At 70.0% G+C, this 23,412-nt stretch carries 16 protein-coding genes and 1 pseudogene; 10 read left to right on the top strand and 7 right to left on the bottom strand.

The window, feature by feature from the left end:
• Positions 1-276 precede the first annotated feature (276 nt).
• The 6 genes from MKL09_RS21170 (at position 277) to MKL09_RS21145 (ending at position 10,163) form a co-directional block, all read left to right on the top strand.
• Positions 277-2,589: a hypothetical protein gene (locus MKL09_RS21170; protein WP_244023405.1), complete on the top strand. Its 2,313-nt coding sequence runs from the start codon at positions 277-279 to the stop codon at positions 2,587-2,589.
• Positions 2,590-2,661: 72 nt separating this feature from the next.
• The gene (locus MKL09_RS21165) at positions 2,662-4,386 is read left to right on the top strand and encodes a type I secretion system permease/ATPase (protein ID WP_244023404.1); all 1,725 of its coding nucleotides are present in this window, start codon (positions 2,662-2,664) and stop codon (positions 4,384-4,386) included.
• Entirely contained in the window at positions 4,383-5,699 is a 1,317-nt protein-coding gene (locus MKL09_RS21160) for an HlyD family type I secretion periplasmic adaptor subunit (protein WP_244023402.1), read from the top strand. The genes MKL09_RS21165 and MKL09_RS21160 overlap by 4 nt, the downstream gene beginning before the upstream one ends.
• Before the next feature lie 94 nt (positions 5,700-5,793).
• Entirely contained in the window at positions 5,794-7,092 is a 1,299-nt protein-coding gene (locus MKL09_RS21155) for a family 16 glycosylhydrolase (protein ID WP_244023400.1), read from the top strand.
• Between the two features lie 277 nt (positions 7,093-7,369).
• Complete coding sequence (locus tag MKL09_RS21150) at positions 7,370-8,719, top strand: CHASE3 domain-containing protein (RefSeq protein WP_244023398.1); 1,350 nt, start codon at positions 7,370-7,372, stop codon at positions 8,717-8,719.
• Positions 8,720-8,774: 55 nt separating this feature from the next.
• On the top strand, positions 8,775-10,163 hold the full coding sequence (locus tag MKL09_RS21145; RefSeq protein WP_244023396.1) for a TAXI family TRAP transporter solute-binding subunit: 1,389 nt from the start codon (positions 8,775-8,777) through the stop codon (positions 10,161-10,163).
• Positions 10,164-10,170: 7 nt separating this feature from the next.
• On the opposite strand, the gene MKL09_RS21140 is transcribed toward MKL09_RS21145, so the two are convergent.
• The 3 genes from MKL09_RS21140 to MKL09_RS21130 all read right to left on the bottom strand — a co-directional run bounded on the left by MKL09_RS21140 (position 10,171) and on the right by MKL09_RS21130 (position 13,830).
• Positions 10,171-10,953: an SDR family NAD(P)-dependent oxidoreductase gene (locus tag MKL09_RS21140; protein ID WP_244023394.1), complete on the bottom strand. Its 783-nt coding sequence runs from the start codon at positions 10,951-10,953 to the stop codon at positions 10,171-10,173.
• Between the two features lie 704 nt (positions 10,954-11,657).
• A complete protein-coding gene (locus MKL09_RS21135) occupies positions 11,658-12,704 on the bottom strand; it encodes a transporter (protein WP_244023392.1) in 1,047 nt (348 codons plus the stop codon).
• Positions 12,705-12,945: 241 nt separating this feature from the next.
• A complete protein-coding gene (locus MKL09_RS21130) occupies positions 12,946-13,830 on the bottom strand; it encodes a helix-turn-helix transcriptional regulator (protein WP_244023390.1) in 885 nt (294 codons plus the stop codon).
• 212 nt (positions 13,831-14,042) lie between these two features.
• On the opposite strand from MKL09_RS21130, the gene MKL09_RS21125 reads away from it, so the two are divergent.
• Genes MKL09_RS21125 through moaA form a run of 4 tightly spaced genes read left to right on the top strand, consistent with a single transcriptional unit; the run spans position 14,043 to position 18,857 of the window.
• A complete protein-coding gene (locus MKL09_RS21125) occupies positions 14,043-16,169 on the top strand; it encodes a molybdopterin-dependent oxidoreductase (protein ID WP_244023388.1) in 2,127 nt (708 codons plus the stop codon).
• A 45-nt stretch (positions 16,170-16,214) separates the two neighbouring features.
• Positions 16,215-16,520: a ferredoxin family protein gene (locus MKL09_RS21120; protein ID WP_244023386.1), complete on the top strand. Its 306-nt coding sequence runs from the start codon at positions 16,215-16,217 to the stop codon at positions 16,518-16,520.
• On the top strand, positions 16,517-17,836 hold the full coding sequence (locus MKL09_RS21115) for an FAD-dependent oxidoreductase (protein WP_244023384.1): 1,320 nt from the start codon (positions 16,517-16,519) through the stop codon (positions 17,834-17,836). Before MKL09_RS21120 ends, MKL09_RS21115 begins: the two co-directional genes overlap by 4 nt.
• Position 17,837: 1 nt before the next feature.
• Complete coding sequence (gene moaA / locus MKL09_RS21110; protein ID WP_244023382.1) at positions 17,838-18,857, top strand: GTP 3',8-cyclase MoaA; 1,020 nt, start codon at positions 17,838-17,840, stop codon at positions 18,855-18,857.
• Between the two features lie 319 nt (positions 18,858-19,176).
• On the opposite strand, the pseudogene MKL09_RS21105 reads toward moaA, so the two are convergent.
• The 4 genes and pseudogenes from MKL09_RS21105 to MKL09_RS21090 all read right to left on the bottom strand — a co-directional run.
• Positions 19,177-19,719, bottom strand: a pseudogene (locus MKL09_RS21105) (transposase); the annotation flags it as partial.
• A gap of 193 nt (positions 19,720-19,912) precedes the next feature.
• Entirely contained in the window at positions 19,913-21,232 is a 1,320-nt protein-coding gene (locus tag MKL09_RS21100; RefSeq protein ID WP_244023380.1) for an LLM class flavin-dependent oxidoreductase, read from the bottom strand.
• Positions 21,233-21,272: 40 nt separating this feature from the next.
• Positions 21,273-22,607: an MmgE/PrpD family protein gene (locus MKL09_RS21095; RefSeq protein ID WP_244023378.1), complete on the bottom strand. Its 1,335-nt coding sequence runs from the start codon at positions 22,605-22,607 to the stop codon at positions 21,273-21,275.
• On the bottom strand, positions 22,607-23,401 hold the full coding sequence (locus MKL09_RS21090; RefSeq protein ID WP_244023376.1) for an amino acid ABC transporter ATP-binding protein: 795 nt from the start codon (positions 23,399-23,401) through the stop codon (positions 22,607-22,609). The genes MKL09_RS21095 and MKL09_RS21090 overlap by 1 nt, the downstream gene beginning before the upstream one ends.
• Positions 23,402-23,412: the final 11 nt, after the last annotated feature.

Genomic DNA, 23,412 nt, shown 5'->3' with positions numbered 1-23,412 from the left:
AGCCGCCATCACGACCGGGATCGAACGACGACGCGGGCCCCGCCCAGCACCGATCTGCGGCCAGCCAAGAACAGGTCGCTCTTTGCGCCTCAACGAGGCCTGCTCCCGATCCGAAGCATTCGCCCCGCGGATCGCTCCGGCCACACAGCATAGCCCCGACCGGGACCAAACCCTCCAAGCACAACCGCCCGGCCGAGCACTCGGTATTCTTTACCGATGTCGGTATTTGCAACCCACAGTTGCATAGCGGGTTACCCAATGAACCCGGAGGTGTTCATGTCGCTCTCTTCCGCCGCAACCCTCAGCCCCGCTTCGCGCTCGCTCGCATGGCTCGTCGGCCCCGACGCGCTCCTGTCCACGACCGCCCTCTCCACCGGCCAGCTCGCGAGCCTCGGCCCGATAGCCTCGATCATCGAGGGCGCTGTCGATGTCGGCTCCGCCGATACGAGCGGATCGCCGCTGCCCGACGCGGTCAGCGCCACGGCGAACCAGGTCGTGCTCGACACCCACGCGCAGCTGGAGGTGCTCGGCCACGAGGTCGCGCCGCTGAACGGGCCGCTGCACGGCCTCACCAATCTCGGCGAGACCGTGGGCCTCGGCCATATCGGCGAGGCCGGAAACCTGGTCACCGACCTGACCGGCGTGGTCGCCGACCCGGCCGGTTCCGCCGCGATCCCGTCGCTGCTGAGCGATACCGGCTCCGTCGCCACGGCCGCCGGCACCCTGCTGGAATCGGTCACGGCCGTGCCGGCGAGCGGCAACGGCCTCGTTGGCACCGGCGGGATCCTCAGCCCGGCGACCAGCATCCTCAACCAGGCCGTCCTCGACGTGCACACCACGCTGGAGGATGTCGGCCATCAGATCCCGGTGCTCAACGCGCCGATCCACGCGGTCACCGGACTAAACGAGACCGTCGGCCTCGGCCATATCGGCGAGGCGGGCAATCTCCTGACCGACACCCTGGCGCTGCCAGGTTCGCTCCTGACCGGCGGCGGCCTCGCCTCGGCGAGCCCCGTCCTGTCCGATCTCGGCCACGTCCTCGGCTCGGCCGATACCCTGGTCGGCTCCGTCACCGGCGTGGCCAATGCCGGTGGCCTGCTGTCGTCGGACGGGCTGCTGGCCCCGGTCACCAACCTCGCGAACACCGCCGTGCTCGACCTCCACGCGACCCTCGAGAATCTCGGGCACGGGGTGCCGCTCCTGAACGACGCGCTCCACGGCCTGACCAATCTCGGCGAGACCATCGGCCTCGGCTATCTGGGGCAGGGCGGCAACCTCCTGACCGACGTCGCGGCCCTGCCGGGCGACCTGCTCGGCGGCCAGGGCCTCGGAGCTCTGTCGCCGATCCTCAACGATGTCGGCGCCGTGACCCACGCCGCCGGCGGCCTGCTCGGCGGCGTCACCGGCATCCTCGGCGGGCTCGGCGGCGATGCGAGCGCGCCGGGCGGCAGCCTGCTCGCCCCGGTCACGTCGACGGTCGACGGGCTGCTCGGCGGCCACGGCGATGGCGCGCTGCCCCTCGACGGCCTGCTCGGCGGTGCCACCGGCCTTCTCGGCGGCCTTGGCGGTGGCGGTGGCGGATCGCCGGCCAGCGGCTTGCTCGCGCCCGTGACGTCGACGGTGGACGGCCTGCTCGGCGGGCACGGCGGAACGCCCCTCGACGGGTTGCTCGGCGGCCTCACCGGCGGCGGCCAAGCCGACGGGATCGGCGGCCCCCTTCTCGGGGCGAACGCGCCGCTGCAGCCCGTGGCCGCCCTTGCCAACGGCGTGATCGACGGCATCCACGCGACGCTGGAGCAAGTGGGGCACGATGTGCCGGTCCTGAACGACCCGCTCCACGCCGTGATCAATCTCGGGACCACCGTGGGGCTGGGCGAGCTCGGCGAGTCGAGCAACCTCGTGACCGACGTGGTCAACCTGCCGGGCGCCGTGCTGAGCGGCAACGCGGGCCCCGCGATCGGGCAGGTGGTCGGCGATGTCGGTCATGTCGCCGATGCGGCCGGCGGCGTGCTGGGCTCGGTGACCGGCGCCCTCTCGGGTGCGGCCGGCGGCGGTCAGGGCACAGGCAGCCCGCTCGACGGCGTGCTCGGGACCGTGACCTCGGTTCTGGGTGGATCCGATGCCGGCAACCCGGTCGGCGGCTTGCCGGGCGGCCTGACCGGCGGCGGCTCGGGCGAGGGCGGCACCGGGACCCATCCGCTGATCGACGTGGCCGCGGGCCCGACCACGGCGACGCCCCTGGCCAACGCGGCCGTGCTCACCCCGGCCGCGGACCCGTCGCACACCGTCCAGGCGAGCGCCATTGCGGTGGGCGCCGACCAGCCGAGCCTGGCCACCGCCAACCTGCTCTCCGGCGACAGCATCCTGCTGCCGCAGAGCAGCGGCAGCGGCGGCGCGGATTCCATCGTCGGGCAGATCCTGAGCCCGGCCTCGGCGGCGCCGGCCGGAGCCGGGGAGGCCGGCGGCTCCCATGGCGCGAGCCCCGATCTCGGGATCGTCACGATCGACCTCGGCAGCCATGCCGACGTCCACCACACCGACCCGACCCCGCACTCGGCCACGGGCGGCCTGCACCTGCTCGGCCTGTGACGGCCGAAGCCCCCGCCGCCCACGCGGCGGGGGTTCTTCTGTGAGCGTGCCGAGCCGCCGGGGGACAATCCTGTGACCGACGAACGCGTGTTGCGTGCTGCCAAGCGCCGGGAGTTCTGGGCCGCGATCCGGGCCGGGCGCACAGCCCTGATCACCGTGATGATCGTCAGCGGCCTGATCAACCTGCTGATGCTGACCGCCCCGATCTTCATGCTCCAAGTCTACGACCGGGTGCTGCCGAGCCGGAGCATCGCCACCCTGGTCGGGCTCGCCGGCATCGCCCTGATGCTGTTCGTGATCCAGAGCGTGTTCGAGGTGTTCCGCGCCCGGATCCTGTCGCGCTTCGGCCGCCTCGTGGATGAGCGCCTCGGCCCGCGGATCTTCCGGACCCTGCTGGCGCGCGGCGCCGAGACGCCCCGCGGCGACGACGGCCCTCAGGCGCTGCGCGACCTCGACACCGTGCGGGGCTTCGTGTCCAGCATGGCGCTCACCGCCTTCTTCGACCTGCCCTGGGTGCCGCTCTACATCGCGGTCTGCTTCCTGTTCCATCCCTGGCTCGGGGCGGCGATCGCGGGCGGCGCCCTGTTCCTCTGCGGCCTGACGGTCCTGACCGACTGGGCCTCCGCCGAGACCACCCGGGAGACCGTGCGGGTCGCCGGGGAGCGCCGCTCCTTCACCGACATGGCGCACCGGACCGCGCCGCTGCTCTGCGCGCTGGGGATGCGGTCGCGGGTGGCCGACCTCTGGCAGGTCCGGACCCGTAAGAACCTCGACGTCGCCACCTCCAGCAACGATCTCGCCATCGGCTTCGGCGCGGTGGCGCGCCTGCTGCGCACGGTGCTGCAATCCGGGATCCTGGGGCTCGGCGCCTACCTGGTGGTGCGCGAGGAGGCCACCGCCGGGGTGATGCTGGCCGCCACGATCCTGTCGGCCCGGGCGCTCGCCCCGGTCGATCTCGTCATCGCCAACTGGAAGTCGTTCTCGGCCGCCCGGCAGGCCTGGAGCCGGCTCGTGGCGTTCCTGCCCCGGCGGGAGCCCGAGGCCCTGACGCCCCTGCCGGCGCCCCGGGAGAGCGTGCGCGTGACCGCGCTCTCGATCGCCGCCCCCGGGACCGACAGCCTGATCCTGCACGACGTCAACGTCGCCCTCGCCCCCGGCAGCGCGCTCGGGGTGATCGGCGCCAGCGGCTCGGGCAAGTCCACCTTCGCCCGGGCGCTCGTCGGCCTGGCCCGGCCGGTCCGCGGGGTGATCCGCCTCGACGGCGCGGCGATCGACCAGTGGGATCCCGACGCCCTCGGGTGCGCAATCGGCTACCTGCCGCAGGACATCGAGATGTTCGACGGCACCATCGCGGAGAACATCACCCGGTTCGATCCCGCGCCCGACCCGGAGGCCCTGCAATCGGCCGCGAAGGCGGCGGGCGTCCACGAGGTCGTGCTGCGCCTGCCCGGCGGCTACGACGCCCGGGTTGGCGCCGCCGGGCTCGGCCTGTCGGGCGGCCAGCGCCAGCGGATCGCGCTCGCCCGGGCGCTCTACGGCGACCCGTTCCTGGTGGTGCTCGACGAGCCGAACTCCAACCTCGACGTCGACGGCGACCGCGCCCTGTCGGCGGCCGTGCAGGGCGTGCGCGCCCGGGGCGGCATCGTGGTGGTGATCGCCCACCGGCCGAGCGCGCTGGCCGCGGTCGATCGCATCCTGGTCCTGGGCGAAGGCCGCGTGCGCCTGCACGGGCCCCGCGACGAGGTCCTGGCGCAGCTGGGCGCCCTGACCCGGCAGACACCCACGAGGGTCGCATGACGCGGGACCAGGCCTCCATCGACCCGACCCGCGAGACCCGGCGCTCGCTCCGGCGGCACGTCGTCGGCGTCGCCGCGGTGATCGTGCTGGCCACCGGCACCGGCGCCTGGACCGCCGCCACCGAGCTGGCCGGGGCGATCATCGCCACCGGCTCCCTGGTGGTCGAGAGCAACATCAAGAAGGTCCAGCACCCGACCGGCGGCGTAGTCGCCGAATTGCCGATCCAGGAGGGTGCCCGCGTCCAGGCCGGCGACCTGCTGGTCCGTCTCGACGCCACCACCACCCGGGCCACCTACGACAGCGTTACCAAGAGCCTGTGGGAGATCGCCGCCCGCAACGCCCGGCTGGAGGCCGAGCGCGACGGCCGCGACGAGCCCGCCTTCCCGGCCGATCTCGCCGGGGCCGGGCCCGACGTCGCCCGGATCGTCGACGGCGAGCGCAAGCTGTTCCGCTTCCGCCGCGACGCGCTCCAGGGCCAGAAGGCGCAGCTGCGCGAACGGATCGGCCAGCTGCGCGAGGAGATCAAGGGCCTGGTCGAGCAGGCCGCCGCCAAGGAGCAGGAGACCGCGATCATCGGCCGGGAATACGAGGGCGTCGAGGATCTCTGGAAGAAGAACCTGATCCAGCTCACCCGGCTCACCAGCCTCCAGCGCGACATGTCCCGTCTCAAGGGCGAGCGCGGGGTCCTGGTGGCCAACATCGCCCAGACCAGGGGCAAGGTCTCGGAGACCGAGCTGCAGATCATCCAGCTCGAGCAGAACCTGCGCAGCGACGTCGCCAAGGAGCTGGCCGAGAACCGCGCCAAGGCCGCGACCCTGACCGAGCAGCGGATCGCCGCCTTCGACCAGTTGCAGCGGATCGAGATCCGCTCGCCGCAGACGGGCTACGTCCACGAGCTCGCGGTCCATACCCGCGGCGGCGTGATCTCCCCGGGCGAGCCGATCATGCTGATCGTGCCGAACGCCGATTCCCTGGTGGCCGAGGTCCGGGTCGCGCCCCAGGACATCGACCGGCTGCAGACCGGCCAGGCCGCGGGCCTGCGCTTCCCCAGCTTCGACCAGCGGACCACGCCGGAACTCAACGGCCGGGTCACCCGGATCGCCGCCGACGTCAGCGAGGACAAGCGGACCGGCAGCTTCTACTACCTCGTGCGCCTGGGCGTGACCAAGGACGAGCTGAGCCGGCTCGACGGCGCCAAGCTGATGCCCGGCATGCCCGTGGAGGCGTTCATCCGGACCGCCGACCGGACGGTCCTGTCGTATCTCACCAAGCCCCTGGTCGATCAGGCGCGCCGGGCGTTTCGCGAGAAGTAGGGCCGTCGGCCTCGCCGCCGCCGGGCCGGCAGGAATATTGCAACCCATGATTGCATATAGAACGTGATCCGGCAGAACCGACAGGCCAGCCACGATGCCGATCGACCCCAACAACCTCGCGCAGACCGCGACCCTGACCTACAGCGCCGAGTTCAACACCCTCGACCTCTGGAACGGGACGTCGGGCCTCGACACGGCGGGCGGCCCGCAATGGGGCAGCTACGTCACGGCGACCGGCACGCGGCCGTTCAACCAGGAGCAGGAATGGTACGTCCGGGCCGACCATCCCACGGACGGCAGCGCCGCCGCGCTGCCCAACCCGTTCAGCGTCCATGACGGCATCCTGACCATCACGGCGGCGCCGTCCGACCCGTCGCTGCTCTCGGACCTCGGCGGCCAGCCCTACACGTCGGGGATGATCAACACGTCCCACAGCTTCAGCCAGACCTACGGCTACTTCGAGATGCGGGCCGAGCTGCCGGCCGGGCAGGGGGTGTGGCCGGCCTTCTGGCTGCTCGCCAAGGACGGGTCCTGGCCGCCCGAGATCGACGTGATGGAGATGCTCGGGCACGATCCCAGCACGCTCTACACGACCGTCCACAGCCTCGCGCCCGGCCAGACCCCCGACACCCACACGGTGAGCCAGGGCGTGTCGCAGGTCGCCGACATGAGCGGCGGCTATCACACCTACGGAGTCGACTGGGAGCCGGACAGCCTGGCCTTCTACTTCGACGGCCAGGAAGTCTATCAGACACCCACCCCCGCCAGCCTGGACAAGCCCATGTACATGATCGCCAATCTGGCGATCGGCGGGACATGGCCGGGCGATGCCGACGCGACGACGCCGTTCCCGGCCCAGATGAACATCGACTACCTGCGCGCCTATCAGGCGAACCCGAACGCCGGCACGAGCGCGAGCCTGGAGCCGGTCTTCCACTTCTACGACGCGTCCACCGGCCAGCATCTCTACACGGCCAGCACGGCGGAGCGGGACGCGATCAAGACGTCCCAACCGGACTACGCGTATCAGGGGGTCGGCTGGGCCGCCCCCACCGGATCCGCCGGCACCGAGGACGTGTTCCACTTCACGAATGCGGCGACCGGGGACACGTTCTACACGACCAGCCCGGCCGAGCGGGACGGCCTGCTCGGCTCCGGTTCGGGCTACCACTACGACGGCGTCGCCTTCGAGGCCTATGCCGATCCGTCCGCCCCCGGATCGAGCGCGATCAACATCGAGCGGTTCGTCAACACCGAGAGCGGCCGCCACTATTACGCGTCCAGCGCCGCGGAGATCACCTCGATCGAACAGGGCCACGCCGGCCCCGGCTGGGTCGACGAGGGCCACGCCTTCACGTTGCACGCGCCGACCCAGAGCATGTTCGGGCTGTAACGTCTCGGAGACAGGCGCCGCGGTGCACGATTGCGGCAGCGCCGAGCGGAATCCGCTTTCGCACGGGATGTTTTATCCAAGGCGCCGGGAACAAACGCCGAGGCCATCTTTTGTGCTGGCGGTTACCCCCGTCGGCCCTTTTCGGATTGTCCCCGGCGCCCTCGAGACAGGAGATCGCTGTGCCCGCGGTGCAGAGCGCGATGACGCGCCAGCCCTCTCGGACAGCGGCCTCGGCCGGCGGCGGCGGCGCGACGTTTGAAGCTTCCGCGGGGCCGGCGTGACCGCCCGCGCCGCCCTGGACGTGATCGAGCAGCTGCCCGGGCGCTCGAAGACCGTCGACCGGATGATCGTGGGCCTCGCTGTGATCCTGGCGATGCTGGGCATCGCGGTGGGCGCCTCGGTCTATCAGCAGCGCGGCAGCGAGGCGGTACGCCACGCCCTCGCGGTCGAGGGACGCCTCGGCCGGGTGCTGTCGGCGGTCCAGGACGCCGAGACCGGGCAGCGCGGCTATCTCCTCACCGAGGACGAGAACTTCTTGCAGCCGTTCCGAAACGGCCGGTCCAAGGTCAACGGCGAGATCGCCCGCCTGCACGACCTGCTCCGGGACGACGACAGCCAGCGCGCCGAGCTCGACGGCCTGATCCTGCTGATCCGGGAGAAACTCGGCGAGCTCGGCACCAGCATCGACCTGCACCGGAGCGGCGACACCGAGGCGAGCCGGACCCTCGTCCGAGAAGGGCACGGGCGCCGCCTCATGGACGAGATCCGCAAGGTCGTGCGCCGCATGGAGGCCCAGGAATCGGCCCTGATGGAGCAGCGGCAGGCGGCGGTCTCCCGGATCGCGCTGCTGATCTGGGCGGCGCTCGCCGGGCTCGTCCTGGTGCTGATCCTGTTCGCCGTCTCGGCCATGCGCGAGGCCGGGCGCCGGCGCCGGTTGTCGCGCTTCCTGCCGCAGGAGCTGGTCTCGCGCCTCGCCGACGACGACGGCAGCCTGCGGGCCGGCTGGCGGCAGCAGGCGGTGATCGCCTTCGTCGACATGCGCGGCTCCACCGCCCTGGCCGAGCGCCTCGACCCGCAGCAGCTCTCCGCCTTCCTGTCGGCGTTCCGGCGGCGGGTGATGCGCATGGCCCGGCTGCACAACGGCGTGGTCGACAAGTTCATCGGCGACGGCGCCCTGGTGGTGTTCGGCCTGCCCGAGGCACAACGAGACGACGCCGCCCGGGCGGTGGCCTTCGCCACCGACCTGGTCGAGGTCATCGCCCGCTGGAACCTCAAGGGCGAGCACGACGCCACGGTGCGGATCGGCATCGGCCTCCATTGCGGCGAGGTGTTCAGCGGCATCATCGGCGAGGAGGCGCGCTACGAGTTCACCGTGCTGGGCGACACGGTGAACGTCGCCGCGCGCCTGGAGCAGGCGACCAAGACCCACGGCGTCCCGATCCTGGCCTCGGAGGCCGTCCGGCGCGCCGCCGGGCCGGCGACCGCCCTCTGGCGGGAGGTCAGCCGCGAGCCCCTGCGCGGCCGCCGGGAACCGATGGCCTACTTTTCGGTCGAGCCCCCGGGCTCTGCCGAGTCCGCACCGGCCCGCCTCCGCGACGTCGATCCGCTTCCGGAAATGGCGCTGTAGCCGCGCTTTCGAGCTGCGCCGGCCCGCGGCGCGGATGTGACCAACCGAGAGGCCGATGCCGACCGATCTGTCCTGGCTGCTGCGCCGCGAGACCCTGTTGGCCGGGACCGTCGTGCTCCTCGGCACGGCGGCCCTGGCCGCCTGGTACCTCCTGCAGGCGACCGTGCTGACCGTCGCGGTCGCTCCCCGGGACGGGACCGAGCCCGGCCTAATCAAGGCCTACGCGGACGCCCTGGATTCGGGCCGCACGGGCCTGCGTCTCAAGATCCTCGCCTTCGACGACGTGCGCGAGAGCGCCGCCGCCCTGCAAGACGGGCGCGCCGACCTGGCGGTCGTCCGGCCGGACGTGCTGCTGCCGACCAACGGGCTGACCCTGGCGATCCTGCGCGACCAGGCGATGATCATCGCCTCGCCCGAGCAGGCCGGCATCAAGGATTTCCCTCATCTGGCCGGCAAGCGGCTCGGCATCGGCGCGCACCGGGACGCGGATATCTGGCTGCTCAAAAGCATCCTCGGCTATTACGGCCTGAGCCTGGAACCGGGGGCAGGGGGCGGCCCCGGCGACCGGGCGGTCGTGCTCGTGCCGGTGGCCGAGGATGCGGTGGCGGGGGCGCTGCGCGAAAAGCGGATCGACGCCTTCATCAGCATCATCGCGCCCTCCGCCCCGAAGGCCCTGGACCTCGTTGCCGCGGTCCGCTCGGTGGCGCGGGGCGGCAAGGTCGAGTTCGTCGCCGTCGAGGACGACGACGCGGTGATCGAGCGCTTCCCCAAGCTTCAGGCGGTGGCCATTCCCGGCGGCCTGTTCGGCGGCCGGCCGAAGCTGCCGGCGGACGACGTGAAGACAGTGGGCGCCTCGTATCGCCTGATGGCCCGCGCCTCCTTGAGCCGCGCCGTGGCGGCCGACATGACCCAGCAGTTGTTCGAGAAGCGCACGGAGGCAGGCAACGCCACGGAGGCGGCGGATTACGTCCAGGCCCCGTCCTACGAGACCACGGTGGCGGCGACCAGCGCCAGGATCCCGATCCACCCGGGGGCGCTCGATTATTACGAGCGCGAGCAGCACGGCTTCGTCGAGCGCTACGGCGACACGCTCTACCTGCTCGGCGCGCTGGCCGGCGGCCTGGTCTCGGTCCTGGCCTGGATCCGGCAGCGCCTGGCCGGCCTGCGCCGGGAGCACATCGACGAGATCGTGGAGCGGCTCCTGGCGATCACCGAGCAGGCCCGGGCCGCCCGGGACCCGGCGGCGCTCGCCGGCCTCACCCGCGAGGTCGACCGGCTGGCCGCCGACGCGGTCCGCTACGCCCGCGAGCGGGCGCCGGACGCCGCGACGATGTCGGCGGTCGCCATCGCCCTCGACACGGCCCGGGCGACGATCGCGGATCTGCGCCCGGGCGCCGCCGCGGGGCAGGGCGGCGCGCGCACGACGTCCGGGGCGGAAGGCTGAGCGGCGCTCAGTCCCGCCGCTCGCGGCGCAGGGTCTTCAGGCCGATGCCCGTCGCCTCGAAGCCGCCATCCACGGCCAGTTGCTGGCCGGTGACGAAGGAGGCCCGCTCGGAGCACAGGAACACGATCGCCTCCGCGAGCTCCGTCTCCAGGCCGTAGCGCCCGAGGGGGACGGCGTCGTGGTAATCCGCGCGAATCTCGGGGCTGTGGACCGCCTTGGCCATCGCGGTGTCGACCGGGCCGGGGGCGACCGCGTTCACCCGGATGCCGAACTGCGCCAGCTCGACGGCCTGCTGCTTGGTGAGCTGCGCCAAAGCCGCCTTGCTGGTGCCGTAGGCCGTCCGCAGCGTCGAGGCGCGCAGGCCCGAGATCGAGGTGACGTTCACGATCGCGCCGCCGCGCGCGGCGAGCAGCGGCACGGCCGCCTGCGTGCACAGGAACGGCCCGGACAGGTTCACCGCCAGCACCCGCGACCAATCCGCGAAGGTGGTCTCCATCAGAGGCTTGAAGATCGCGATCCCGGCATTGTTGACCAGCGCGTCGAGGCGCCCGAACCGGTCGGCGACCTGCCGCATCGCCCCCGCCACCGCCTCCGGATCGGAGACGTCCGCGGTCACCGCCAGCACCGCGTCGGGCCGGTCGAGCTGGGCAGCGGCGGCTTCCACGCCCGGGCCGTCGATGTCGAGCAAGGCGACCCGCCACCCGTCCGCGAGGAACCGGGCCGCGGCGGCAAGCCCGATGCCGCGGGCCGCCCCGGTCACCAGCGCGGTCCGGTCGTTGGTGTCGCTCACGGGTCATCTCCATCGGCGATGGCCGCGCGAGCGGCGGAGGGGATCGTTCGGGCAGCCGAAAGCGCGGTCGCCGCAACTGGAGCCGGAGGGGCCTTCCTCGGCAGGCTGTGGAAAGCCCATCTTGGGTGATTTCTTATCGCCGGTGCAACCGAGTGCGGGAATTGGCGGCCGGATTGCGGGCTGCCCGAGACCGGCGTTGTGCCACCTACGGAGTCACGCGCGGATGAGACGACGGCTCGATCCATAGCGCAGCACGCGAAGACTTTTCCTATACCCGATACCGCAACCGCAACCGCAGCCGCAGCCGCAGCCGCAGCATCGCACTCAGCGCTGATGTTTGCTGGCGCGCCAGACAGAATGAAACTGCGAACACCTACGTCATTGAGACTGCGAGATAAGATCCAGCATCTTATAGAGCTGCCGTGATCTAGGACGCCTGAAGCCAACCGATCGCGGCACGCCCCGCGTCGGAGAGGATTCGCCGCGAAAGCGGACAAACCCCTACCGACCCGACCCAGTCGTTCAGGCTCCCCGACGCGATGCCCGGAAGCGGACGTGAGGCGAGCGACAGCCTGTATGACTGAAGTTGGCTGAAAAGCCGCCGGTCCGCTTTGAGATATGGACTTCAGGACATTGGACGTAATCGTTTCAGCCAGTGCGGACCTGTGGAATCTTGTGCCGCTCGTCGGATATCGGCGGATTGTCTAAGGGAAAATCTTGGCGAGCCGCAGCTGAACGAAGGTCGCTTGCGGGTTTCCGTTCTCGATGGTGAGGTCGCGCCCGATCATGGCTTGAATCTGGAAGGTCGGCTCCGGAAAATAGGCGACCGCAAGACGGCCATACGTCGTTCCCTGCGAGTTTCGGAGCGAAACCTGCTGGAAGGATTGATTGCCGCCGATCCGGCCGCCCAGGCCGCCCGCAACTTCCAGGGCCGGGTCGATCTTGTAGCGCAGATAGGCCTGAAACTCGAATTGCGGAGCCTGCGACAGCCGCCCGAGGCCGGCGAGGTTGTAGCGGGCGTTGTCCGAGTAGAAGGCGACGTCGCCGATCACGTCGAGGGACCATACCGGGTCGAAATGTTTGACATAGGCCCCCTGAATGACCCCCTGCCAGCGGTTGGTGCCGAAGTTCAGCGACCGGGTCGCGTCGTAATCGCCGGTCGGCGCGATCAGATACGGGGTGATCGAGACGACGTCCTTGAACGCGGTGTCGAGCTTGAACTTGAACGGCGCCGCCAAGATGACGTCGCCCACGCCGCCGGGCGATCCGAGGGCCTCCAGCACGCCGCCGGTCGAGATCGCGCCGACCGGGAGGAGGAATTGCGGGTCGACCGTCACGCCCGGGGCAATCTCGTAGACGTGCAGAAGGCGGATGATGCCGACATTCGTATCCAGCTTGGCATCCGATGTCGTCTTGCCCCCCCGCGTGTAGGACTCATCGCCGTGACCGTATTGATAATAGAGCAACCCGATCGTCGCTCCCGACGGGAACTGCTCGTAATCGCCCGGGTTGATCTCAAGCGCATAGGCACTGAAGCTCATGCACGTGCCGAGAATTGCTGAAATCAAGCTCCGTCCAAATCTGATTTTCATCACACGCCCCTCGCTCCCGATCCTGATGTCGGGAGTTGTTGAGAGGAAGCTTCCGGATTTTCCGCCTGCGGTCGTTATCCGCAAACGTCTTTCGTTGTTCGATTCCTGCTGAAGCCGGCGGCGCGGTCGCGGACAGGCCCGCCCGTGATCGGCTTTCACATGGACAGACCGCACTGTGGCCGCCAACGAAAGGCGCTCGAGTTCCTGAGGATGTCGGAAGACAGGCGCGGGGCCTCATGACGCCGCCGGCGTCAATCCGGGATGTCGCCGTTCCGGATGCTGGCGAGCCGTCCGTCGCCGGTGCTTTCGCCGAGAGCCCGCCTACCGGCCTCGGGGCACCCCTCCGGACCTGCGGATCGAACCGATTGGCAAAGCCCTCGCCGGCGCGAAGCCGCGGCGCCTATCGCTGCGCGGAGGCGCGCAACTGGGCTGGCGTCACGCCCATCGTGTTGCGGAAGGCGCGGGTGAAGTTCGCCTGCGACGAGAACCCGGTCGCCGCCGCGATCTCGGCGATCTGGGTATCCTCGGTCAGCAGCCGGTGCTTGGCGAGGTCGAGGCGGCGCCCGCTCACATATTCGTAGGGCGTCCGCCCGGTCGCCGCGCGGAAGCTGCGGGTGAAATGCGCGACACTCATGCAGGCCGCCGCCGCGAGGTCGGCGACCGCGAAATCCTCGAACAGGTGGGCCGCGATGAAATCCTCCACCCGCTCGAGACGCCGCCGGTCGAGCGGCTTGTCGGTGCTCTCCTTCGCCTGGACGTTCGCGGCCGAATAGCGCTGTACGAGATGGGCGGCGAGGGCCACGCCCAGCGATTCGATGAGAAGCCGCCCGGCCGCGGACTCGTCCTCCAACTCTTCGATGATCCGGCCGGCGACGTGCTCGATGAAGGGATCCTGGGCGATGACCTCGTAGCGCAGTTCGACCCGGGCCGGGTCGATGTCGAGGTCGCGCAGCAGGGTCTCCTCGAACGGGCGGCCCGGCAGGAAGATGTGCAGGCAGTCGAGCATCGGATCGGAGATGTTGACATACTCCTCCTCGATGCCGGCCGGGCACAGCCAGACCGTGCCGCGATGACCGTGGGTCTGCTGGCGCCGGCCGCTGCCGACCCGTTCGACGAAGGTCCGGCCGCGCAGCAGGATGGCGATCTCGGTGTCGTGCGGGGTGAGGGCCGGAAGCTCGCCGGGCATATGGCTCCAGCGCTCGGCGTGCAGGTGCGACCAGCGCAAGCGGTTCGACGTGTCGAGCAGCCGTCCGGTCACGTATTTGTCGACCGAATGCCCCAGCATGCCTAGCCATCCCCCCTTTGGAAACTGAAACAGTTCCAGATCGGATGCACAACCTGCGCCAACGCGCGGCCGAGCCCGGAGACGAGCGCCTGGTCAGGCGGGCCGAGGACCGCAATCCAGGAATACGAAGGCGCAGGTCGCGATAAAGCCGGCTGCCTCGTTTGTTGGCACGATCCCCTCCTGTTCAAGAATTGGTCAATCGGAGGGTGGATATGGCCCGCGAAGTCGTCATCGGCGCATGCCCGCACGATTGCCCCGACACCTGCTCGATCCTGACGACCGTGGAGGATGGCAAGGCGATCGCGGTGCGGGGCAACCCGGATCATCCCTTCACCAAGGGGCGCCTGTGCGTGAAGGTCAACGACTACCAGAACCGGGTCTATAGCGACCAGCGCCTGCTCTACCCGATGCGCCGCGTCGGCCCGAAGGGCAGCGGCCAGTTCGCGCGGATCACCTGGGACGAAGCGCTGGACGAGATCGCCGGCCGCTGGAAGGCGATCATCGCCGAGAGCGGCGCTCAAGCCATCCTGCCCTACAGCTATCTCGGCACCCAGGGCATCATCAACGGCCTCAACGTCGGCGATCCGCTGTTCAACAAGCTCGGCGCCAGCGTCTGCGAGCGCACCTTCTGCGATTCCGGCTCGTGCACCGCCTACATGATGACGATCGGCCATACGCCGGGGGTCGATCCTGAGAGCTTCGTCCATTCGAAGTACATCATCCTGTGGGCCTGCAACACGCTCAGCACCAACTCGCACCATTGGCCGTTCATCGAGCAGGCCAAGCGCAACGGCGCCAAGCTCGTCGTGATCGATCCGGTCCGCACCCGCACGGCCCGGCTGGCCGACTGGCACATTCCAATCCGCCCCGGCACCGACGGCGCGCTGGCGCTGGCGATGATGCATATCATCATCAAGGAAGGGCTGACCGACCGCGATTACATCGACAAGCATACGATCGGGTTCGACGAGCTCGCCGAGCGGTGCGAGGCCTACACCCCGGAATTCGCCTCCGCCGAGACCGGCATCCCGGTCGAGGACATCCTCAAGCTGACCCGCGAATACGCCACGACGCCGCCGGCGGTGGTGCGGATCGGCGTGGCGGTGGAGCGCCATGCGGGCGGCGGCCAGACCGTCCGGGCGATCGCCTGCCTGCCGGCGCTGATCGGCGCCTGGACGCATGTCGGCGGCGGCCTGCTGCAGCTGCCGATCTGGGCCTTCCCGGTGAACTGGCCCGGCCTGATGCGGCCCGACCTCCAGCCCGAGACGATGCGGGTGATCAATTCCTGGGCGCTCGGACCGGCGCTGGCCGGCGAGATGCCCCTCGATCCGCCGATCCGCGCGCTGTTCGTCTACAACGCCAACCCGATGGCGATGGTCTCGCAGCAACAGACGATCGAGCGCGGGCTGGCGCGCGAGGATCTGTTCACGGTCGTGAGCGAGCACTTCCTGACCGATACGGCGCGCTACGCCGACATCGTGCTGCCGGCCACCACCCAGCTCGAACAGGCGGACATCATGTTCTCCTGGGGGCACCTCTACCTGTCCTACAACAACCCGGCCATCGCCCCGCTCGGCGAGGCGGTGCCGAACACCGAGCTGTTCCGCCGGCTCGCCAAGGCCATGGACATCGAGGATCCGTTCTTCTTCCGGTCCGACGACGCGATGATCGCGGACTCGATGGACTGGTCGAGCCCGGTGCTGGCCGGCATCACCCTCGAGGAGCTGAAGCAGAAGGGCTACATGCGCCTGACCATGGACGCGGCCGATGCCTGGGCGCCCCATCGCGACGGCAATTTCCCGACCGCCTCGGGCAAGTGCGAGTTCAAGTCGAGCCTGGCCGCGGGCGGCAACTTCGTCGCGCCGCTGTTCCGCCAGGGCTACGGCGGTGGCCAGTCGGGCGAGCCGGTCGATCCGCTGCCGCACTACCTGCCCCCGAACGAGAGCCCGCGCACCGCGCCCGCCCTCGCCGAGCGCTTCCCCCTCAGCCTGATCTCGCCGAAGAGCCACGCGTTCATGAACTCGAACTACGGCAACCTGCCGGCCCAGGTCGCGCAGGCGGGCGAGCAGCAGGCGGTGCTGCTGCACCCGGACGATGCCGGGCCGCGCGGCATCGCGGCGGGAACGCCGATCCGCGTGTTCAACGACCGCGGCACGTTCGAGGCCTTCGCGACGCTCTCGCCCGACGTGATGCGCGGGGTGGTCGTCGCTCCGGCGGGCTTCTGGCAGCGCTCCAACCAGCGCGGGCCGACCGTCCACGCCCTGACGCCGACGGCCTTCGCCGATCTCGGCCACGCCCCGACCTTCTCCGACATGCTCGTGGACGTGGCCGCCGCCTGACCGCCTCCGCGTCCTCCCTTTCGTATCAGCTGAGGTGAGATCGACATGGCCTATGTCGTCACGGATTCCTGTCGTGGCTGCCGCTACACCGAGTGCGTCACCGTCTGCCCGGTCGAGTGCTTCCATCTCGACGAGGAGATGACCTACATCGACCCCGAGAACTGCATCGATTGCGGCGGCTGCGCGCCGATCTGCCCGGTGAGTGCGATCCATCCGTCCTGGCAGATGCCGGCGGACAAGGCCGGATGGGTCGAGATCAACCGGCTGCGGGCCGCCGAGACCCCGGTGGTGAACGCCAAGCTTCCGCCGTTGCCGGGCGCGGATGAGCGGGCAAGGCGGCTGGCCTCATGAGCGTGCCGCATCGCATTGCCGTGGTCGGGAGCGGCCCGGCCGGCTTCTACGCGGCCGAGGCGCTGCTGCGCTCCGGCGTGCCGGTGGCGGTCGACCTGTTCGAGCGCCTGCCCGCCCCGTTCGGGCTCGTCCGGTTCGGCGTGGCGCCGGACCACCCGAAGCTGAAGCAGGTGACCGCGGTGTTCGACCGGATCGCCGGCCTGCCCGGCTTCCGCTTCGTCGGAGGCGTCGAGGTTGGCGTCGATGTGAGCGTCGCCGAACTTTCGGCTTGCTATCACGCCGTGATCCTGGCGAACGGGGCCTCTCTCGACCGGCGGATGCACATCCCCGGCGAGGACCTGGCCGGAAGCCATCAGGCGGGATCCTTCATCGGCTGGTATAACGGCCACCCCGACGCCGCCGGGCAGTCCTTCGATCTCTCGGCGGAGCGCGCGGTGGTGATCGGCCATGGCAACGTCGCGCTCGACGTCGCGCGTATCCTGCTCAAGACCCCCGACGAGTTGCGCCACACCGACATCGCCGCCCACGCGCTGGACGCTTTGGCCGAGAGCCGGATCCGGGAGGTTCAGATCGTCGGGCGCGGGGGCGTCGAGCGCGCCCGCTTCTCTCCGAAGGAACTGGCTGAGTTCGGCGATCTCGCCGCGTGCGACACCGGGCTCGATCCCGACGACCTCCCCGGGGGCGTGCCGGAACCAACATCCGAAGCCGGTGTGGAGGCCCGCGCCAATGCCGAGATCCTGCGCGCCTTCGCCGAGGCGGGGGGCGGCGCGGGCAAGCCGCGGCGCTGCCTGATCCGCTTCGGTCTCGAACCGCTCCACCTCGCCGGGGATGGCCATGTGGAGCGCCTGCACCTGCGCCGGCCTGGCTCGGACGCGACCGTCGCGCTGGATTGCGGGCTCGTGATCTCCAGCATCGGACGGCGGACCGCGCCGGTGCCGGGCGTACCCTACGACGCGGCGACGGGCGTTCATGCCAATCTCGGCGGCCGGATCCAGGCGGACGGCGTGCCGGTGCCCGGCCTCTACGCCTGCGGCTGGAGCAAGCGTGGGCCCCGCGGCACGATCGGGACGAACCGCGCCTGCGGCGTCGAGACGGCCGCAGCCGTGCTCGCCGACCTCGCGGCTCTGCCGGCTCCGATCGGGAACCCGGACGCGCTGGTGGCCAATCTCGCGAACCGGACCGGGTGCAGCATCGACTTCGCCGCGTGGCGCCGGATCGAGGCCGCCGAACTGGCCCGCGGCCAGGCCGCCGGCAAGCCCCGCGAAAAGATCGTCACGCGCGCCGAGATGCTCGCGGTCGCGGGCGAGGCGGCCTGAGATGGCGGCGCAAACGCAAGCCGGAACCTGCGGGCTCATCGACGGCTTCGGACGCCGCGTGACCTATCTGCGCCTCTCCGTCACCGACCGATGCGACCTGCGCTGCGTCTACTGCATGTCGGAGGACATGAGCTTTCGATCCCGGCGGGACATCCTGAGCCTGGAGGAGCTGGCCCGGCTCGCGCGGCTGTTCATCGCCCGCGGCGTCGACACGCTGCGCATCACCGGCGGCGAGCCGCTGGTGCGCCAAGGCATCCTCGATCTGTTCCAGGCGCTCTCCGAGCCGCTCCGAACCGGCGCGCTGCGCGAACTGACCCTGACTACGAACGGAACGCAGCTCGCCCGCTTCGCCGAGGACTTGGCCCGGGCCGGCGTACGCCGGATCAACGTCTCCCTCGACACGCTCGACCCCGAGCGCTTCCGGACGCTGACCCGCGGCGGCTCGCTCGCCAAGGTGCTGGACGGGATCGCGGCGGCCCGCGCGGCAGGGCTCAGGGTCAAGCTCAACGTGGTGGCGCTGAAGGACGGGACGGAGCACGAGATCCACGATCTCATCGCCTTTGCGCACGAACGGGACATGGCGCTGAGCCTGATCGAGACCATGCCGCTCGGCGATATCGGTGCCGACCGCCTCGACCAGTACCTGCCCCTCGATGCCCTGCGCCGGCAGATCGAACGGCGTTGGACGCTGGTCGACATCCCGATGCGCACCGGCGGTCCGGCCCGCTACGCGCGGATCGCCGAAACCGGCGGCCTGATCGGCTTCATCACCCCGCACACCCACAATTTCTGCGCGGATTGCAACCGCGTGCGGGTCACCGCGTCCGGGACGCTCCACACCTGTCTGGGGCAGGAGGATGCGACCGATCTGAGAGCGATGCTGCGGGCCGGCGGCACCGACGACGATATTTTCTGCATCATCGATCAGGCGCTGGGCCGGAAGCCGAAGGGCCACGATTTCGTCCTCCGGCGCGGCGCGCCGTCCCAAATCACGCGAACGATGTCCGAGACCGGCGGTTGATGCGACGTGGCTGCATCAGGATGCCGTTGGCGGCTAGCAATATATTGGGTTGAGGAAATTTATTTTAATGGCCGCTATGGTCAATTATTTAAATAGCCATTAAAGATTCAATCGACAACTTGCTTATCAGCAAGAGTGTTTCTTTAACAGATATATTTGCTTTGCAGAAATTTACGAGACTGGCTGCACGACCGAGATGGGTGCAAAGCCGAATGGCCGCTTGCAAAGCGTTCACCCAGCGCTTCACCCGCCGCGTCTCCGCCGGCGTGCAGCGGAGCTTGAGCACACAATCGAGACAGGCCGTCAGGTTGCGGTAGTGGTCCAAGGCTGCGAGGTAGCGGCCGATGCTCGCCGCAACCTGAACCAGTCGGGCTTCGACCTTGGCGGTGGTGAAGGTCTTGTCGCGGGTGTTGACCGCCTTGAACGTGCTGCCGGCGACCGCGACCACGGCCTTGCTGAACAGGTTCAGCCGGCGGCACAGCACGACGAACTGCGCACAGGCGCCCTGGATCGCCGGGCCGTTGTCCTTGCGGAAGTCAGCCAGCGTCTTGAAGTCGGGCATCAGCCGGCCGGTCAGCCAGATCAGCTCAATGTTGCGCTGGCTCTTGCGTTCGAGGCGGCGGCTCGACGGGACGCGGTTGAAATAGCCTTACAAGTAGATCTTGAGCAGCGCCGCCGGATGATAGGCCCCACGCCCGGTCGCTTCCGGCACCGCGCCCGCGAAGCCGAGCACGGCCAGATCGAGCTCATCGACGAACACCTCGACGAGGCGAGCCGGATTGTCCGCGGTGATAGAGTCGTCCAGGCAATCGGGAAGGAGCGTGATCTGCTGACGATCCTCGCCTGCTATGAAACGCTTCATCCCGACCTCTCCAGATCGGGATTTACACGACCAGAGCGGCGCGTTTTCACACAGCCTGCACTCATAGCCGCCGTTCAACCGAAGTCGGCCGCATCCTGGGAACCGACGTTGCAGCAGCAGGAATCTCCGGTTTGGCTGCATCCGCGATGAGGACTGGCGACACGAAGTCGTCGATGCCAGATCGAGAATTACGTCACGCTTGGGAAACCCGCTCCGCCGGGTGCGGACGCTGAAGTCCCAGATGCGCGCGCAGGGTCCCGCCCGTATAGTCCGTCCGGAACAGGCCGCGCTCCTGAAGCAGCGGCACCACATCACGCACGAAGTCGCTAAGTCCGTCCGGGAAGAAGGGCGGCATCACGTTGAAGCCGTCCGCCGCACCGCCCTCGAACCAGGCCTGCATCCGGTCGGCGACGTCGATGGCCGTGCCGACGATCATGTGGTGCCCGCGTCCGGCCGCCACCCGGAGGGCAAGCTGCCGGATCGTGAGTTTTTCCCGGCGGGCCAGCTCGGCGAGGAGTTCGGCCCGGCTGCGCAACTGATCCGAGATCGGAAGGTCCGGGAGCGGGCCGTCGAGGTCGTAGCGTGACAGCGAATGGCCGAGGCGCTCCTCCAGCAGCGGCATCGCGCTGGCGATGTCGGTCCACTGGTCGAGCTCGATCAGCTTGGCGCTCGCCTCCTCCAGCGTCCGGCCGATGACCGGCAGGAGGCCCGGCATGACCGCCACCGTGGACGGATCGCGGCCGAAGCTGGCGACGCGCTGCCGGAGGCTGGCGTAGAATTTCTGCGCCTCCTCGATGGTCTGCTGGGCGGTGAACACGACGTCGGCCCGGCGGGCGGCGAGATCCTGCCCAGGCCCGGACGAGCCGGCCTGGATCAGGATCGGGTGGCCCTGCGGCGAGCGCGGGATGTTGAGCGGGCCCTTGGCGCGGAAGTAGCGGCCGACATGGTCGAGCACGCGCACCTTCGCGGGGTCGGCGTAGACGCCCCGCGCCTTGTCCTTGACGAAGGCGTCGTCGTCCCAGCTGTCCCAGAGGCCGCAGACCACGTCGACGAATTCCTCGGCGACCGCGTAGCGCTCGTCATGCGCCGGATGCTCCTTGGAGAAGTTGTTGGCGGTGCGCGCGTAGGAGGTGGTGACGACGTTCCAGGCCGCGCGTCCGCCGCTCAGATGGTCGAGCGACGCGAAGGCGCGGGCGGTGTGGTAGGGCTCGCCGTAGGTGGTCGAGGAGGTCGCCGCGAGGCCGATGCGGCTCGTCACCATGGCCAGCGCGCTCAGCAGCGTCAGCGGCTCGAAGCGGGCGATCATCGAGGGGTGGGCGTCCACGGCGCTGGTCAGGCCGTCCGCCAGGAAAACCATGTCGAACTTGGCGGCCTCGGCCATCTGCGTCACCCGGAGCAGGAGATCGAAGTTCTCGCTGCCGGCCTCGGCGCGTGGGTGGCGCCAGCCCGAGACGTGATGGCCGGCTCCCTGCAGGAACAGGCCGAGATGCATCTGTCGCGGAGTCGTCGTCATGGGCGGGCTCTCGGCTGGGGTTCGGGGGCGGCCGGGGTGCTTACGGCTGCCGCGGTTGCGCCAAGCAGGCGAGGAGGCGGGCGAGATCGCTTACGTCGTGCATGGTGCGCACGAGGTCGGGCACCGAACGCAACGCCTCGGATCCGGCGGTCGCGTCCCGGAACTTGTCGTCGGCATCGGCGAGCCCTGGCAGGCCGTCAATGCGCCGGTCGTGCGTCCGGCCCTGCCCGTCCGTCATCTCCACCACGACGAAGCGCGTGCTCGGATCCGACGAGAGGCGCCGGGCGGCCTGGTCGTGCCGGCGCTCGACCCGCGCCGCCAGCGCGGCTAGGTCGGGGCGGACGGGGCGCTCGTCGAAATGGTCGATCCGCACCGCTCCGTCCACGAGGGCGGCGGCCAGGATATATTCCGGGCTGAACCGGGCCTCGATGCCGGTGCGCGGCGTCCGGACCACCAGTGCGGCGTCGCCACCCGGCGGGAAGGTGATCGTCGCCCGCGTCAGGTCGCGGATGCCCTCGCGGTGGAGGCCAAGGCCGGCCACCGCCACGGGATGGGCCGCCGTGCAGCAGGGAAACGCCTTCAGGGTCAGGCCGGGTCGGACGATCTGCCAGGGGGCGCCCCAACCTTCGAGCACCCGCTCGGGCGCCGCCTCGCCGAAGCCGTAGGCCTGCAGGAACCCGTTCGGGCCGTCGAGGCAATCTTCGGCGCCGGACAGGCCTGCTTCGGCCAGGCGCGCTGCCGCCAGGCCGTTGCGGGCGGCGAGCCCGGCATGGAGCGGCTTCGCGTCGGATCCGAACTGCAGCCGCAGCCCGGCGGCCTGCGTCGCGCCGAGCCCCAGGGCGATCGCGGTCGTCCGAGCGCTGAAGCCGCGCAGGTGTGCGATCGCCGCTGCGGCCCCGAGGGGGCCGAGGGTGGCGGTGGCGTGGAAGCCGCGCTCGTAATGCGCGGGGCCGATCGCGCGCCCGAGATGCGCCATCGTCTCCAGCCCGACCAGGTAGGCAGCCAGGAACGCGTCCGCACTGGGCAGTGCGTCCGGGTCGAGGGCGGCGAGCAGCGCTGGGACGATCACCGTCGTCGGGTGGCCGCGCACGCTGGCATGCACGTCGTCGTAATCGAGCACGTGGCCGGCATGGCCGTTGAGGAGAGCGGCCAGGAACGGGTCGGCCGGCTGTGCGGCGCCGATCACCAGGGCACGGCCGGGGGCATCGCCGAACACGCCGCGCAACGTCGCGAGCGACAGATCGGTGCTGCCCGCCAGGGCGCAGGCGAGGAAGTCCACGAGGGCGATCCGCGCCGCGCGCATCGCGGCGGGATCCGTGTCCGGGCGCGAGGCGACGATCGCCTCGGCGAGGGCGGCGGTGCGCGGGTTCGACATCAGATTCCCTCCCGGTCCTGCACGGCGTCTCGATAGCCCTGGAAGCCGCCGATGAACTGGCGGATGCGCGGATTGCCGGACCGGTAGAACAGCTCGGCCGGCGGGGCCTGGGCGACGATCCGGCCGTTCTCGGTGAACGCGATCGTATCGCTGATCTCCTCGGCGAAGCGCATCTCGTGGGTGACGAGAATGCTGGTCAGCCCATCGCGGACGAGCTCGCGGATGACGGCGAGCACCTCGCCGACCATCTCGGGATCCAGGGCGGACGTGACCTCGTCGAACAGGACGAGGTCCGGCCGCATGGCCAGCGCCCGCGCGATGGCGACGCGCTGCTGCTGGCCGCCGGACAATTCGCCCGGATAGGCCGCGACCTTGTCGGCGAGGCGGACCCGGGCGAGCAGGTCGCGCGCCAGGGCTTCGGCCTCGTCCCGCGGCACCTTGAGGATGCGGATCGGCGCGATCGTGATGTTCTCCAGCACCGTGAGGTGCGGGAACAGGTTGTATTGCTGGAACACGATGCCGATGCGCTTGCGCAGGGCGATCCGCTCGGCCTCGGTGCGCAGGGTGTCGACCCGGGTGCCGGCGACCGTGATCCGCCCCGCCTGCGGCTGGGCGAGGCCGTTGATGCAGCGCAGGATCGTTGACTTGCCCGAGCCGGACGGGCCGATGATCGAGACCGCATCCCCCTTCGCCACCGTCAAATCGATGCCCTTGAGCACCTCGGCCGCCCCGAAGGACAGGTGGACGTCCTGGAGTTCGACGAGGGGCGGCCGGGGGGTGGAATCCTGTGCCATGGGGCGGGGTA

The organism is Methylobacterium sp. J-048, from assembly GCF_022829515.1.
Lineage (GTDB): Bacteria > Pseudomonadota > Alphaproteobacteria > Rhizobiales > Beijerinckiaceae > Methylobacterium.
This window is presented reverse-complemented; position numbering and strand designations above follow the sequence as displayed.